At 62.9% G+C, this 13,808-nt stretch carries 13 protein-coding genes; 7 read left to right on the top strand and 6 right to left on the bottom strand.

Annotated features, from left to right (window positions below):
- Positions 1 to 153 precede the first annotated feature (153 nt).
- The 3 genes from NLY37_RS15515 to NLY37_RS30800 all read left to right on the top strand — a co-directional run bounded on the left by NLY37_RS15515 (position 154) and on the right by NLY37_RS30800 (position 2,339).
- Entirely contained in the window at positions 154 to 546 is a 393-nt protein-coding gene (locus NLY37_RS15515; RefSeq protein ID WP_023741105.1) for a RidA family protein, read from the top strand.
- A gap of 382 nt (positions 547 to 928) precedes the next feature.
- The gene (locus NLY37_RS15505; RefSeq protein WP_023741106.1) at positions 929 to 1,633 is read left to right on the top strand and encodes a hypothetical protein; all 705 of its coding nucleotides are present in this window, start codon (positions 929 to 931) and stop codon (positions 1,631 to 1,633) included.
- Complete coding sequence (locus tag NLY37_RS30800; RefSeq protein WP_155921624.1) at positions 1,599 to 2,339, top strand: thymidylate synthase; 741 nt, start codon at positions 1,599 to 1,601, stop codon at positions 2,337 to 2,339. Before NLY37_RS15505 ends, NLY37_RS30800 begins: the two co-directional genes overlap by 35 nt.
- A gap of 27 nt (positions 2,340 to 2,366) precedes the next feature.
- On the opposite strand, the gene carB is transcribed toward NLY37_RS30800, so the two are convergent.
- The 3 genes from carB to NLY37_RS15490 form a co-directional block, all read right to left on the bottom strand.
- On the bottom strand, positions 2,367 to 5,870 hold the full coding sequence (carB, locus tag NLY37_RS15500; protein WP_023741107.1) for a carbamoyl-phosphate synthase large subunit: 3,504 nt from the start codon (positions 5,868 to 5,870) through the stop codon (positions 2,367 to 2,369).
- A 234-nt stretch (positions 5,871 to 6,104) separates the two neighbouring features.
- A complete protein-coding gene (locus tag NLY37_RS15495; RefSeq protein ID WP_286442804.1) occupies positions 6,105 to 7,157 on the bottom strand; it encodes an SH3 domain-containing protein in 1,053 nt (350 codons plus the stop codon).
- A 248-nt stretch (positions 7,158 to 7,405) separates the two neighbouring features.
- Positions 7,406 to 8,182, bottom strand: a complete 777-nt coding sequence (locus tag NLY37_RS15490; protein WP_023741109.1) for a metallophosphoesterase family protein — start codon at positions 8,180 to 8,182, stop codon at positions 7,406 to 7,408.
- Between the two features lie 179 nt (positions 8,183 to 8,361).
- Between NLY37_RS15490 and NLY37_RS15485 the strand changes: the two genes are divergently transcribed.
- Positions 8,362 to 8,832: a nucleoside deaminase gene (locus tag NLY37_RS15485; RefSeq protein ID WP_023691527.1), complete on the top strand. Its 471-nt coding sequence runs from the start codon at positions 8,362 to 8,364 to the stop codon at positions 8,830 to 8,832.
- Between the two features lie 23 nt (positions 8,833 to 8,855).
- On the opposite strand, the gene NLY37_RS15480 is transcribed toward NLY37_RS15485, so the two are convergent.
- Positions 8,856 to 9,212 (bottom strand): ArsR/SmtB family transcription factor, encoded by a 357-nt coding sequence (locus tag NLY37_RS15480; protein ID WP_023683780.1) that lies wholly within the window; start codon positions 9,210 to 9,212, stop codon positions 8,856 to 8,858.
- A 197-nt stretch (positions 9,213 to 9,409) separates the two neighbouring features.
- Between NLY37_RS15480 and NLY37_RS15475 the strand changes: the two genes are divergently transcribed.
- Positions 9,410 to 10,588: an MFS transporter gene (locus tag NLY37_RS15475; protein ID WP_023683782.1), complete on the top strand. Its 1,179-nt coding sequence runs from the start codon at positions 9,410 to 9,412 to the stop codon at positions 10,586 to 10,588.
- Between the two features lie 29 nt (positions 10,589 to 10,617).
- On the opposite strand, the gene NLY37_RS15470 is transcribed toward NLY37_RS15475, so the two are convergent.
- A complete protein-coding gene (locus tag NLY37_RS15470) occupies positions 10,618 to 11,082 on the bottom strand; it encodes a MarR family winged helix-turn-helix transcriptional regulator (RefSeq protein ID WP_023741110.1) in 465 nt (154 codons plus the stop codon).
- A 182-nt stretch (positions 11,083 to 11,264) separates the two neighbouring features.
- Between NLY37_RS15470 and NLY37_RS15465 the strand changes: the two genes are divergently transcribed.
- Positions 11,265 to 12,059 carry an SDR family NAD(P)-dependent oxidoreductase gene (locus tag NLY37_RS15465; protein WP_023741112.1) on the top strand — a complete coding sequence of 265 codons (795 nt, stop codon included), beginning with the start codon at positions 11,265 to 11,267 and terminating at the stop codon, positions 12,057 to 12,059.
- A 159-nt stretch (positions 12,060 to 12,218) separates the two neighbouring features.
- Here NLY37_RS15465 and NLY37_RS15460 read toward each other — a convergent pair whose 3' ends face one another.
- The gene (locus tag NLY37_RS15460; RefSeq protein ID WP_023672428.1) at positions 12,219 to 12,818 is read right to left on the bottom strand and encodes a LysE family translocator; all 600 of its coding nucleotides are present in this window, start codon (positions 12,816 to 12,818) and stop codon (positions 12,219 to 12,221) included.
- A gap of 87 nt (positions 12,819 to 12,905) precedes the next feature.
- Here NLY37_RS15460 and NLY37_RS15455 point away from each other — a divergent pair, with 87 nt between their 5' ends.
- Complete coding sequence (locus NLY37_RS15455) at positions 12,906 to 13,784, top strand: LysR family transcriptional regulator (RefSeq protein WP_033003919.1); 879 nt, start codon at positions 12,906 to 12,908, stop codon at positions 13,782 to 13,784.
- The last annotated feature ends 24 nt before the right edge of the window (positions 13,785 to 13,808 follow it).

Below are 13,808 nucleotides of genomic sequence, written 5' to 3'. Positions count from 1 at the left end.
ACCGCTTCGCGGCCACCTTCTCCCCGCTGGGGAGAAGAGGGAAGCGCTGGCGCTCGCAGTCTCCTCTCCCCTCGGGGAGAGGTCAGCCGAGCGAAGCGGAGGCTGGGTGAGGGGGACTTGGCGCTAACCTTGCCAAACAAAGGGAGCATCACCATGAAAAAAGAAGTCATCGAAGTGCCCGTCATGTCGGCCAAGGTACGGGCGCTCGGGCTGCCCTGCTCGACCGCGGTGAGGGCCAATGGCTTCGCGTTCGTCTCGGCGACGCCGCCGGTGGACATGGTGACCGGCGAAATGGTGCGCGGCGACATCGAAACGCAGACCGAGGCGTCGCTGAAGGCGCTGAAACATTGCCTGGAAGCGGCCGGCACCTCGCTGGAGAACGTGGTGATGGTGCGCATCTACGCCGTCAATTCGGGCTTCTACAACGCCATCAACCGGGTCTATGCGAGGTACTTTTCGACCAACCCGCCCGCGCGGAGTTTCGTGCCGGTGGCGTCTTGGCCGATGGAGTTTGATATCGAGATCGAGTGTGTGGCGGTGGCGTGAGCTTCCCTGTCGAGTTGAGATTGGTCCAAGACAGCGGTGAGACGCTGCTCGAGGCAAGCTACCGCCGCCTTCGCCGGAAACAGCGGCAACGGCCACCACATGATCAACCGCTCGTCGATGAGGACGCGCTATCTGGAGGTCGGTTCGCGTGACCCCGACGATGTCATCACTTGCTCCGACATCGACATGATAAGCCTAGTCGGCTGGTGGTTCCTGCACAAAGCATGGGATGCCGTATCCGGAGCAGGGGTGAGGGGCTATTCTGAAAGTCTTATTTTCGGATTCGTTGCCGTGGGTCGATAACAACACGTGGATGTAGTAGCGCGTTATATGCTCTAATCGACGGTGAGACTCATCCATACGCTCGCACCAAAGGCCAACTATGCAGCCCCAAATTCGCAAGAAATTATCGGAGGTCGCTGCCGAATACGAACTTGGCGAAAACGGCGATTTGCAAGATAGAGCGTATCGTATGATCGAGTACGCCGTTGGGCGCCACGATTGGTATGAAGATCAGCGTGGTAAGTTGTTTCAAGCCGCTCTAGGCATGCTATCATTTATTGCTGCTGCGGCTGCGATAGTTAATTCGGTTGGAGGATCTAGATATTTTGTTTTCTTTCTTGGCTTGGGCTTGGTAGTACTCGGAATTACGGCGTGCCGCCTGATCGTGATGTACACTCACGTTTCTGAGAAAAATCATCCCCATAGAAAAGCCGCTGACATCAAAAGCTGGTACTACAGGTATACGGTTTCCGGCGATGTTATAGACGATCTCGACGATCTGTTCGGGCACGACGACAAGGAGGCGGCGGTTGAAGATGTTCGGAGAAATTTTAGAAATTTCTTGAAAGCTATTTCCGGATCTTTAGATCGTGAAGTCATGCTAAAAGAAGATCTCCAGCAGGTATTCATTTTGTACCTTCTGCAGAATTATCGGCAAACCAATCTGAAGAAGATGTATAGTGTCACAAAAAAGGGAACCGTCACGTCGATGTTCTTCTTCGGTTTGGCGTTGGCGGTTCTGATGTGTTCACCCGCAAAAGAAATAATTGATGACTTACGCAATAACGTCAAAATCGGAAACTGATGCCTGTTGCAGGGCGATCTCCGAAGTTTTTTTGCAGGGCAAGCGGGTTAAAAGATCGCTAGAGATAAGCCCTCTAGTTATATTTATACCATATTCACCGGAAAGATTCACATATTTCGCTGAGCGACGCTATGAGTACGGCGAGTTGCTTGGTATTCGGGGACTAAAGGCGATCGAAAGAACGGCTCGTGTCTATACCTCGGAAAAGAATCGAGTTAGCAAACCTAGCTATCGCAGCCGGCTAGAAAATTTTCCCGACACAGCTTCTAGACCTGTCCCGCTAAATGCCATCAACCAAATCGATAAAATAGTAAGCGAAGTCTCAGCGTTTCCGCGTGCTAGTACCCACGTTTTTACTTTCTTTAGGCCTTCTGACTTATACAATAAAAGATGGCCTGGCTACGTCCCTTGTCCTACAAGCGGAGATTTTAAATATAGAGACGGAAAGTTGTCGCTGAACGTCATGTTTCGATCTTGCGATATATTAAACTTTCTTTACAATGACATATACTATCTTCGTCAGATACAATTTTCCATTCTTAGAAAAGCTAAAGAAGCAGATGGTTCAAAGCTGCCGCCGACGACACAACCAGGCCCGTTGAACCTGTTTCTCTCGCGAGCGTTCATTCAGACCTGGGAGATAACCCCAATCCAGAACTTGGTTGAGGTTATAGATAGTACGAAGGAATTTCTGGCACGTTGTTAGAACCACTAGCTGGCATTCGGCGATGCCCTACGCAAAATACTCCTGCAGCGGCCGAACCTCCAGGCTCCCTGCCTTCAGCGCCGCAATCGCTTCCGCCACCGCCGCAGCGCCTGACAGCGTCGTGTAATACGGTACCTTCTGCATCAGCGTCGCGCGGCGGAGCGACTTGGAGTCCGACACCGCCTTCTGGCCATCGGTCGTGTTGAAGACGATCTGGACCTGGCGATTGCGGATGGCGTCTTCGATGTGGGGGCGGCCTTCCAGGACCTTGTTGATCTTCTGCGCGTCGACGCCGTTTTCGGCGAGGAAGCGGGCGGTGCCGGATGTCGCGAGCACCTTGAAGCCCTGACCGGCGAGGCGCTTGACCGCCGGCAGGATGCCGGCCTTGTCCTCGTCGCGCACCGAGACGAACAGCGTGCCGGAGCGTGGCAGGTCGACGCCGGCGCCCAGCTGGCTCTTGGCGAAGGCCAGCGCAAAGTCGCGGTCGAGGCCCATGACCTCGCCGGTCGAGCGCATTTCGGGGCCGAGCAATATGTCGACGCCGGGGAAGCGGGCGAAGGGGAAGACGGCTTCCTTGACCGCGATGTGGCCGGGGTTTCTCGGGTCGGGCATCGCGCCGTAATGGGCGAAGGCGTCTTCCAGCTTTTCGCCGGCCATGATGCGTGCGGCAATCTTGGCGATGGGCCGGCCGATGGTCTTGGCGACGAAGGGCACGGTGCGCGATGCGCGCGGGTTGACCTCCAGCACATAGACCGTGCCGTCCTTGATCGCATACTGCACGTTCATCAGGCCGCCGACATTGAGCGCGCGGGCAAGCGCCGCCGTCTGGCGCTCCAACTCGTCGACCAGTTCGGAAGGCAGCGAGTGCACCGGCAGCGAGCAGGCGCTATCGCCCGAGTGAATGCCGGCCTCCTCGATGTGTTCGAGAATACCCGACACGAAGGTCGACGTGCCGTCGCAGAGGCAGTCGACATCGACCTCTATGGCGCCGGAGAGATAGGTGTCGAACAGCAGCGGGTTCTTGCCCAGCAGCGTGTTGATCTGGCCGGTCTTGTCGTTGGGGTATTTCTGCTTGATGTCCTCCGGCACCAGGCCAGGCACGGTGTCGAGCAGATAGGATTGCAGCATGCCCTCGTCATGGATGATCTGCATGGCGCGGCCGCCGAGCACATAGGAGGGGCGCACCACCAAGGGGAAACCGAGCTCGCCGGCGACGAGGCGGGCCTGCTCGACAGAATAGGCGATGCCGTTCTTCGGCTGGCTGAGGTTGAGCTTGTGCAGCAGCTTCTGGAAGCGGTCGCGGTCTTCGGCGAGATCGATCATGTCGGGTGACGTGCCCAGGATAGGGATGCCGGCCTTCTCCAGCGCATCGGCCAGCTTCAGCGGCGTCTGGCCGCCGAACTGGACGATGACGCCGACCAGCTCGCCCGAGGCCTGTTCGGCGCGCAGGATCTCCAGCACGTCCTCCGCCGTCAGCGGTTCGAAGTAGAGCCGGTCGGAAGTGTCGTAGTCGGTCGAGACCGTTTCCGGATTGCAGTTGATCATGATCGCTTCATAGCCGGCGTCGCGCAGCGCGAAGGCGGCATGGCAGCAACAATAGTCGAACTCGATGCCCTGGCCGATGCGGTTCGGACCGCCGCCGAGGATGACGACTTTTTTTCGCGATGACACCTGCGCCTCGTTGGCGAGCGCGCCGGCGAAGGGCACTTCATAGGTCGAGTACATGTAGGCGGTGGGCGAGGCGAACTCGGCCGCGCAAGTGTCGATGCGCTTATAAACCGGATGAACGTCGAGCTTTTCACGAATCTTCGCAATCACTTCGGCGTCGTTCTTCGTCAGCGAGGCGAGGCGGGCATCGGAGAAGCCCATCGCCTTCAGCATGCGCAGATTGACGGCGTCCTGTGGGATGCCGTGCTCGCGGATGCGGGCTTCCATGGATACGATGCCGGCGATCTGTTCGAGGAACCACGGGTCGATCTTGCACATTGCGTGCACGTCTTCCAGCGAGGTGCCCATGCGGATCGCCTGCGCCACCATGCGCAGCCGGTCGGGCGTCGGCGTGCCGAGTGCGGCGCGAATGGCGTTGCGGTCGTCGGCGTGGTTGGCAGCTACGGCGCCGTGGCCGAGGCCGGGGATTTCGATTTCGTCGAGACCAGTCAGGCCGGTTTCCAGCCCACGCAGCGCCTTTTGCAAGGACTCCTGGAACGTGCGGCCGATGGCCATGACTTCACCGACCGACTTCATGGCGGTGGTCAGCACCGGCTCCGCGCCGGGGAATTTCTCGAAGGCAAAGCGCGGGATTTTTGTGACGACGTAATCGATGCTTGGCTCGAAGGAGGCGGGCGTGGCGCCGCCGGTGATGTCGTTCTCCAGCTCGTCCAGCGTGTAGCCGACGGCGAGCTTGGCCGCGATCTTGGCGATCGGGAAGCCGGTCGCCTTCGAAGCCAAAGCGGAACTGCGCGAGACGCGCGGGTTCATCTCGATGACGACCAGCCGACCATCGGCCGGGTTGACGGCGAACTGCACATTGGAGCCGCCGGTCTCGACGCCGATCTCGCGCAGCACCGCGATCGAGGCGTTGCGCATCATCTGGTATTCCTTGTCGGTCAAGGTCAGCGCGGGGGCGACGGTGATCGAGTCACCGGTGTGTACGCCCATCGGGTCGATGTTCTCGATCGAGCAGACGATGATGCAATTGTCCGCCTTGTCGCGGACGACCTCCATCTCATACTCCTTCCAGCCGAGCACGCTTTCCTCGATCAGCACTTCGGTGGTCGGCGAGGCGTCGAGGCCGGACTGGACGATGTCGTAGAATTCGGCGCGGTTGTAGGCGATGCCGCCGCCGGTGCCGCCCATGGTGAAGGACGGGCGGATGATGGCGGGCAGGCCGACATGGTCGAGCGCCTGGGCGGCAATCGCCATGCCATGGCTGATGTAGCGCTGCTTGCGGTCGCCTTCGCCGAGGTTCCAGCGGGTTTCCAGCGCGTCGAGCGCGGCATCGAGGTCGGCAGGCGCCTCGGCCTTGACGGCGGCGCGCTCGGCCTCATGGGTCTTGCGGTCGGCGTTCTTGACGTCGGTGGCATTGGCCAGCATCGACTTCGGCGTTTCCAGGCCGATCTTCTTCATCGCCTCGCGAAACAGCGCCCGGTCCTCAGCCTTGTCGATCGCCGTGGCGTCGGCGCCGATCATCTCGACATTGTAGCGCTCGAGCACGCCCATGCGGCGCAGCGACAGAGCGGTATTGAGCGCGGTCTGGCCGCCCATGGTCGGCAGCAGCGCGTCGGGCCGCTCCTTGGCGATGATCTTGGCGACGACTTCAGGCGTGATCGGCTCGATATAGGTGGCGTCGGCCAGTTCCGGGTCGGTCATGATGGTGGCCGGGTTGGAATTGACCAGGATGACGCGAAAGCCCTCTTCCTTCAGCGCCTTGCAGGCCTGTGTGCCGGAATAATCGAACTCGCAGGCCTGGCCGATGACGATGGGGCCGGCCCCGATGATCAGGATCGACTTGATGTCGGTGCGTCTTGGCATCGTTGTGAGTTCCGTTCGGCGAGCGGCTTGCACGAAAAACCGGGACGGGAAGACCCGGCCGGTTGTGCTTGCGATTCTGGTATCAGGCTAGGAGGGCCTTATAGGGAAGAGTTTTGGGAGATGTAACCCCGAAAATGAGGCTAGGCAGTAGGGATTAGGCAGTAGGGATCAGGCAGTGGGGATTAGGCAGGAGCGAGGTTAAGGCGCCTATTGCCATTCCCTACTGCCTGACACCTAATCCCCCAGCGCGAGCTGATCCGTAATCTCAAACCGCTCGGATACCCCGACGCGGATCATGTTGAGGGCGCCTTCCCTTGTGAAGCGGAAGTCCTTGCCCAAATCCGAGTTGGCCGGCATGCCGGCAGAGAAGGAGATGACGCGGGTGCCGCCGTCGGGCCAGGTCACGGTGATGTCTGCCTTGTCGGCGCCATTGTGGACGATGTTGACGGCGCAGCGGGTCATCGGTTGTCCGACATAGCGGGCACAGGGGATCTCGGCGGTGGCGCCGAGGGCGGGCGGGGGTTCCAGCCGTGCAACGGTTTGCGTAGCGGTCGCAGCTTTGGCCTGGTCTGGCCGTGGCGTCGGGGATGGTACCCCCGGCGCGGACGCTGTATCCGGCGCTGCTCCCGCAGACGCGGCGGCGGCGAGTTCCGGCGTCCCTGTGGCCTCCGTTGCCGGAGCCTCTGTGGCAGGGATTTCATCCGTCGGCGGACTTTCATTCGCTGCGAAGGCAAGGCCGTAAGCATCCTGCATGGCGGTCCTGCCGATCTCGGCGGCGGACTTCGGCGCGCCCGGATCCGTGCCGCCAAGGCGCTCCGTCAGGTCGAGTGGAGCCGGCGCGGGTGCAGCCGGGGTGGGTGGAGCCTGAGTGGGTGCAGCCGGAGCGGCAGAGGCGGCGGGTGCAGTCGTCCGGGGCGCTGCGGCCACGTCGGCCGGCTGCGTCGACATGTCGGGCGCGAGCGTCGGGCCGCCGGCTTCAGCGCTGGCGGTCACCTGGGGCGGCGCGGCGTCTACTTCGACCACGGTCGGATTGTCGGGGATAAGATAGCGCGCGGGCGCCCAGCCTTTGACCAGTGGATTGTCAATCTCCTCGACCTTGCACCAGCGGTGGCCGTCCACTTCGTTGCAGCCGAAATTCCTGACGCTCGAGCCGATCGGCAGACGCGCCTGGGTTCTGCCGACCGGCGACGGCGTGGCGCGGATGTTGAGGAGATCGCCTGGGCCGAGCTCGGTCACTATGGAAACGATGTCGGCAGGCGCGTCCTCGGCATTGGCCGGCAAGCTCACCAACAACGGGCCCACCACCAACGGACCCGCCAACAACCGGGCTGCCCGCAGGAGCGGAGCGCCAGTCAGTCGATGCAAAATGGTTCGGATTGTGCGCCTCATCATTTGGCCGTGCGCCGATTACCCTTGCGGCAGCAGTCCTGCCGTATGCCAAGGCGGTTTTATAAGGGACGATACGCGGCCATGTAAGTCTGAAAATGCGTCCGATGTTTGGTGCCGCGAGGCGGAAGCAGGGCGCAGCCGTGCGGTCAAGCGGAGCCTGGCCAAGAGGGTTTGGGCATGAAGCCGGTCCTCAGCGCATGCGCCCATTCCGGTCGGCCCGCCTGTGCGGCCTGTCTCGCCGCCGCTTCGTGGTCGTAGTCGACGGCGATGGTCTCGAAACGGTCTGGACCATCGCCATCCAAGGTGAGGATGCCGTAGCGCGCATGCGGGCTGCCTTGCTCCGAAACATGCGCCGGGGGCGTGTCATCTTCATAGGCGGGGGCGCCGACGCTGCCGGGATTGAAGAGCAAGGGGCCGCCGGGGATACGGACCAGTTCCGCGCGGTGGCTGTGGCCGCACAGCACGATGCGGCAGGCCGGGTCCAGCGCCTGCAACCGCCGCTGAATAGCGGCAAGCGGCGCGCGCACCAGTTGGCCATCGACGATCGCGTCGAGCAGGTATTTCTCGTCATGGTCGGGCCGCGCATGGAAAGCGACCACGCCGGGAACAATCTCCAGCGTGAAGGGCAGGGCGAGCAGGGCTTCGCGCTGCGCTGATGTCAGCCGTTCCTGCGCATAGCGGTCTGAAGCCCACATCATATCGTCGGCCGGATCGACCGCGACGCGGCGGTCATGGTTGCCGCGCACCGTCGGCAGGTCGAGCGCTTCGAGCCGCTCGAACGTCTCGCGCGGCCAGAGCGGGCCGGAGACACAGTCGCCAAGGTTGACGGTGAGATCGGCGCCGCCGCGCCGCGCTAGATCGGCGAGCACGGCATCCAGCGCCAGCACATTGCCATGGATGTCGGCGAGAACGGCAATGCGCATGCGGCGGGCTCCTTGGTGCAGCCCCGTTGGAGGCTTGCGGCCCGTCTTCCTATCAAGGCGCTGCCTTCATTATCAAGCCTTTGAGATCGTTCGAGACAGCCGGGAGCTGGCTATCGCGGAAGCACTCCATCTGCTAGCGTCCACGCCGTTCCAGAGTTCATCTGGGGAGGGACCAGGCGATGACCCGCGACCAGATGGTTGCCCACCTCCGCGCCGCCAATGACGTCGCGCGCGAGACTGCCGCGCATGGGCACCATCCTTTCGGCTGCGTGCTCGTCGGCCCCGACGATCGCATCCTGATGCGGCAAGGAAACATCAACACCGTGCGCCACGCCGAAACCGAGCTCTCCCGGCGTGCCGCGGACGCCTATCCGCCGGAATTCCTCTGGTCCTGCACGCTGGTCACAACCGGCGAGCCCTGTGCGATGTGCACGGGAACGCTGTACTGGGCCAATATCGGCCGGCTGGTCTACGGCTTCGAGGAGACCAAGCTTCTCGCGCTGACTGGCAACCACGCCGAGAATCCGACGATGAACCTCTCGTCGCGCACAGTCCTCGGCTCCGGGCAGAAGCCGGTCGAGGTCCACGGACCCTTCCCCGAGATGGACGAGGAGCTCCTCGCCCCGCATATCGGTTTTTGGCAGCGCTAGGAGCGGCCTGACTTCGGCACCAGCTACGCCGGCATTTCGATGTCGTGGCCGCCGACGATGGGCAGAGCCGGATCATCTCCGGCCGCCGCAATCACGCTGTCGAGCAGGCCGGGGAAGCGAGCGTCGAGGTCGGCGCGGCGTAGCGTGATCATCCGGTTGGTGCCGGCCACTTCGGCGCGGGTGACGCCGGCTTCGCGCAGTTTGGCCAGGTGATAGCTGAGATTGGTCTTGGAGCCGAGGTCGAGGAACCGGCTGCAGTTCAACGGCACGCCTTCCTTGCTGGCGAGATAGCGCACGATGGCGAGCCGGGTCGGGTCGCCAAGCACGCCGAGCACGACCGGCAGGCTGATCTGGTCCGTATTGGGGTGCGGCAAAGTCATGGCCCGAAACTAAGCACAGTCTGTGGCGATTTCAACGCGTCCATGTTTCGCGGGCATGCACAGTCCGTTCGCGATTGGCCCAATGGCTGTCCTGACACAGGGCTGTCAGCAGGCTTCAGCTATTTTCGTCTGGCTTCATTGACATCATGCCCTGTTATGTCCAATTGTTCAATAACTTTTGAACTAAGGTTACCCCAATGGACAAGCGCCTCTTCTGGCTTGCGCTCGGATCGTTCACGATCTCGACCGAAGGCTTCGTCATCTCCAGCCTGCTGCCTGACATCGCCACCGACGCCCGCATTTCCATTCCGCTCGCCGGCACGCTGATCACCGCCTTCGCGCTGGCTTACGCCATCGGCACGCCGATCCTGGCAACGCTGACCGGCGAGTGGGACCGGCGCCGCGTCATCTTGTGGACGCTGGCGTTCTTCGTCATCGGCAATGTGGTGGCGGCGCTGAGCTCGTCCTTCGAACTGCTGCTCATTGCCCGCATCATCATGGCGCTGTCGTCAGGCTTGTTTGCCGCGACCGCTCAAGGCACGGCGGTGGCGCTGGTCGATGACCACCACCGGGCGCGGGCCATTGCAGTCGTCGTCGGCGGAACCACGGTGGCGGTTGCGCTCGGTGCACCGCTCGGCGCGCTGGTTGCCACGATAGCCGGGTGGCGCGGGACCTTCTTTGCCATTGCCGGGCTCGGCGCGCTGGTCGGCGCCATCCTGTGGTACCGGCTGCCGCGCGGCATTGTCGGCACCAAGCTGCCGCTCAGGCGGCGGCTGGCTGCGGCGCTGCGCCCCGGCGTCATGCCGATCCTGTTGACCACCGCTCTTGCCCTGATCGGCGCCTTCTCGGTGTTTTCCTATATCGCGCCGCTGGCCATCCAGAGCGGCGGCCTCAGCCCGATTGCGCTGCCCGGCATGCTGCTCGCCTTCGGTGTCGGCGCCGTCATCGGCAACATAGCCGGCGGCCAGGCGGCCGACCGTTTTGGTGCGACGCGCACCGTCGGCTGGTCGCTGGCGCTGAGCGCCGTCATGCTGGTGATGCTCTCGGTCATCCCGACCTTCCTGCCGCAGCATCTCGCCGGGCCGGCATTGATGGCCATGATGGTGCCGTGGGGCATGGTTGGCTGGGCATTTCCGCCGGCGCAGGCCAGCCGCATCATCAAGCTGGCGCCCGACGCCGCCCCGATCGTGCTGTCGCTCAACGCTTCGGCGCTCTATCTCGGCGTGGCGCTGGGTGCTGTGGTCGGCGGCGCCGTGCTGCGCTACGGCGTGCCGGCCGATCTCGGCCTGGTCGCCGCCATCTTCCCGCTGATCGGGCTTGGCGTGGTGCTGGCCGGCCGCTGGGCGGCCCGGCCGGTCGCTATGCCGGCCGAATAGATCTTTGCAAAGGACCGGCGGCCGCTCTTTCAGCTTGAAGGGGCGGCCGCCGGCACGTCGTATTCCAGCGCCGCGACTTCATCCAGCATAGCGCGCAGATCTGCCGCTCGTTGCGGGCCGACCAGCGCCTCGAAGCGCTGCTGGGCAATGGTCCACAATTTCGTCGTCTCCTCGAGCTTGGCCAGGCCTTGGTCGGTCAGCCGCACCCGCTTCACGCGGCGATCGTCCTTGTCAGCGAAGGTGTCGACATAGCCGTCGCGGATCAGCGGCTTCAGCGTATGGCCGAGCGCCGACAGGTCCATGACCATCGCTTCGGCTATCGTGCCCATCGCCGGCTCGTTGCTGACATGGATCTGGTAGAGCAGGCCGTACTGCGTGCCCTTCAGACCCGAAGGGGAGATTACATCGTCATAGAAGCGGCCGAGCTTGCGCGCGGCCCGCCGCAGCGTGGCGTTGTTGCAAAGGCTAAATCCCGGCAGCGCGGTCTTGCTCATCACGACTCCTTGCCGACAAAACCGCTGCCGGCCTGCCGCAGAAAATAGTTTCTGCCGCCTCCGTTGACAAGATAGTGGTATATGCCTACTTCCCGGAAAGTGGTATATGCCACTAATTGGAGATCAGGGCGGGACGAGGGTTCATCGACCTGTCTCGCCGGGCAGAAAAAAGGAACAGGACAATGAGTGGACAGGACAACAAGGGTACCGCAGTCGTCACCGGCGCATCGGCCGGCATAGGTGCTGTCTATGCCGACCGGCTGGCCGGGCAGGGCTACGATCTGGTGCTGGTAGCGCGGCGCGCCGACCGGCTGGAGGAACTGGCTGAAAAGCTGCGATATGCCTACAAGCGCAAGGTCAGCGTGATATCAGCCGATCTTGCCGACGACAATGATGTGCGCCGCGTCGAGCAGGCGATCGCAGCCGACGACAGCGTCACGCTGCTGGTCAACAATGCCGGCATTGGTGGCCAGGCCCTGGTGGCAACGGCCGACGCCGACGAGGCCGAGCGCATGATCAAGGTCAACGTCATCGCCTTGACCCGCCTGACCCGCGCCGTTCTGCCGGGGCTTCTTGCGCGCAACCGCGGCGCCATCGTCAACATCGCCTCTGTGCTCGCCTATGATACCTCGTTCGGCGGCATCTACAGCGGCACCAAGGCCTATGTCGTCAACTTCACCGAGGCGCTGCACCGCGAAGTCGCCGGCACCAATGTGAAGGTGCAGGCGGTGCTGCCGGGCGCGACCCGCACCGATTTCTGGGAGCTTGCCGGCGGCGACATCGACAATCTGCCGAAGGAGATCATCATGTCCGCCGACGATATGGTCGATGCCGCGCTTGTGGGCCTATCCAGGGGCGAAGCCGTCACCGTGCCGGCACTTGCCGATGCGACCAAGCTCGACACCTTCCTCGGCGCAAGGCAAGTCTTCTACGGCAGCCTGCACGCCGACAAGCCTGCTGCCCGCTATGCTGCTTGAGAGTAGCTGTTCGCTTCGCGAACCAGGACCCCCACCCCGCTCACTTCGTTCGCGGCCCTCCCCACAAGGGGGAGGGTAAAGTGCGCGCTCCCCTACCTCCCCTTTGTGGGGAGGTCGGACCGCAGGTCCGGGTGGGGGTACTGGCGCCGACCTCTGCGTTTACGCTCCCCGCCACATCGGTATGATCGATGCAGCCAGCACCAGCGCCAGCACGATGTTGAGCGCGCGCCATTGCCATTCGGTCTCGAGCAGCCGTGCCAGCACCATGCCCGCCACGCACCAGATCGACAGCGAGACGGCTGCAGTGAGGCCGAAGGTCGAGCCGAGCAGCAGCGCGAGTTGTCCCGGCCCGTCGGCAAGGGCTGCGAACGAGGCCGCCGCCCCCAGTCCCATCGCCCAGCCCTTCGGGTTCATCCATTGAATGCCGGCGCCGCCGAAGAAGCTGTTGGGTTTTGCCATCGCCACATCGAGATTAGGCGGCCCGGCGCGGCCGATCTTGATTGCCAGCCAGATGAGATAGAGCGAGCCGATGATTTTCATCGCCAGTTGCAGCGAAGGCATAGCCAGCAGCAGACCGGCGAGCCCGGCGGCGGCAGCAGCGGTCACGGTGGCGAGGCCGGCAGCGCTGCCGATCAATAGGGGAACGGAACGGCGAAAGCCGAACTGCGCACCTGAAGCAGTCGACAGGGTGGTGGCGATTCCCGGCGTGACGGTGGCCACGAAGGCAAACAGGATGAGCGGAAAGATGGGCTGCAACATGAGGCGTCCTCCATCGAAGGCCCTACGGTAGACTTCTGCATACTTCAGTAAATGCAATGTTTGCGATGGTTGGCATTAGCAGATATAATGCCAACCATGATCCGTAACCTCGACACAGCGCTGATCCGCACCTTCGTCACTGTCGCCGACAAGGCCAGCATGACGGCGGCGGCGAACGCGCTGCATCTGACGCAAGGCGCCGTCAGCCAGCAGATCAAAAGGCTGGAGGAGGCGCTGGGCTGCAGCCTGTTCGAGCGCGACCGGCGTGGCTTGCGGCTGACGCGGCCCGGCGAGCGGCTGTTCGGCAAGGGCAAACGGTTGCTTGGCCTCAATGACGAGATCTGGGCCGAGATGGCGGGCACCGAGGTCGCCGGCCAGGTGCGGCTCGGTGTTCCCTATGACCTTGTCGGCACCTTGCTGGCGCCGGTGCTGAAAGCCTATGCCGAGACCTATCCGCAGGTTGAGATATCCCTACTCTGCGCCGCCTCGCCGGATCTTGCCGCGGCCCTTGCGGCCGGCACTATCGATCTTGCCGTCATCGAGGAACGGGTTGGCCCGTCGGCCGGCGAATGCCTGGCCATTGACCGGCTGGTCTGGGTGGGGGCCAAGGGCGGCGTCGCCCGTGCCAAGCGGCCGCTGCCGGTGTCGATCGTCGCCGACACCTGCGCCTTCCGACCGGTGGTGCTGTCGGCGCTGAACGAGCACGGGCTGGAATGGCGCACCGTGTTCGAGAACGGCAACATCGACGCGACGACCGCGACAGTGCGCTCCGACCTTGCCGTCACCGCCTGGCTGGCCTCCACCGTTCCCGCCGACCTCGACATCCTGCCTTTCGATGCCGGGCTGCCGCCGCTGCCGAATTTTTCCATCAATCTGCATTTGCCGAAGTATGGCGCGGCGCCGGCAGCGCAGGAGTTCGCGCGGTATATCCGGGATGGGTTGGCACGGCGGGCTGTGGCGGCTTGACAGAACTTGGATTTCCTCTCCCCC

The organism is Mesorhizobium sp. C395A (genome assembly GCF_030323205.1).
Lineage (GTDB): Bacteria > Pseudomonadota > Alphaproteobacteria > Rhizobiales > Rhizobiaceae > Mesorhizobium.
The sequence above is the reverse complement of the archived record's forward strand: the minus strand, read 5'-3'. Positions and strand labels throughout refer to the sequence as shown.

Excerpts from the sequence above, each read along its gene's own strand:
- NLY37_RS15515 (WP_023741105.1), top strand. The coding sequence starts at position 154 with ATGAAAAAAGAAGTCATCGAAGTGCCCGTCATGTCGGCCAAGGTACGG.
- NLY37_RS15505 (WP_023741106.1), top strand. The coding sequence starts at position 929 with ATGCAGCCCCAAATTCGCAAGAAATTATCGGAGGTCGCTGCCGAATAC.
- NLY37_RS30800 (WP_155921624.1), top strand. The coding sequence starts at position 1,599 with ATGACTTACGCAATAACGTCAAAATCGGAAACTGATGCCTGTTGCAGG.
- carB (WP_023741107.1), bottom strand. The coding sequence starts at position 5,870 with ATGCCAAGACGCACCGACATCAAGTCGATCCTGATCATCGGGGCCGGC.
- NLY37_RS15490 (WP_023741109.1), bottom strand. The coding sequence starts at position 8,182 with ATGCGCATTGCCGTTCTCGCCGACATCCATGGCAATGTGCTGGCGCTG.
- NLY37_RS15485 (WP_023691527.1), top strand. The coding sequence starts at position 8,362 with ATGACCCGCGACCAGATGGTTGCCCACCTCCGCGCCGCCAATGACGTC.
- NLY37_RS15480 (WP_023683780.1), bottom strand. The coding sequence starts at position 9,212 with ATGACTTTGCCGCACCCCAATACGGACCAGATCAGCCTGCCGGTCGTG.
- NLY37_RS15475 (WP_023683782.1), top strand. The coding sequence starts at position 9,410 with ATGGACAAGCGCCTCTTCTGGCTTGCGCTCGGATCGTTCACGATCTCG.
- NLY37_RS15470 (WP_023741110.1), bottom strand. The coding sequence starts at position 11,082 with ATGAGCAAGACCGCGCTGCCGGGATTTAGCCTTTGCAACAACGCCACG.
- NLY37_RS15465 (WP_023741112.1), top strand. The coding sequence starts at position 11,265 with ATGAGTGGACAGGACAACAAGGGTACCGCAGTCGTCACCGGCGCATCG.
- NLY37_RS15460 (WP_023672428.1), bottom strand. The coding sequence starts at position 12,818 with ATGTTGCAGCCCATCTTTCCGCTCATCCTGTTTGCCTTCGTGGCCACC.
- NLY37_RS15455 (WP_033003919.1), top strand. The coding sequence starts at position 12,906 with ATGCCAACCATGATCCGTAACCTCGACACAGCGCTGATCCGCACCTTC.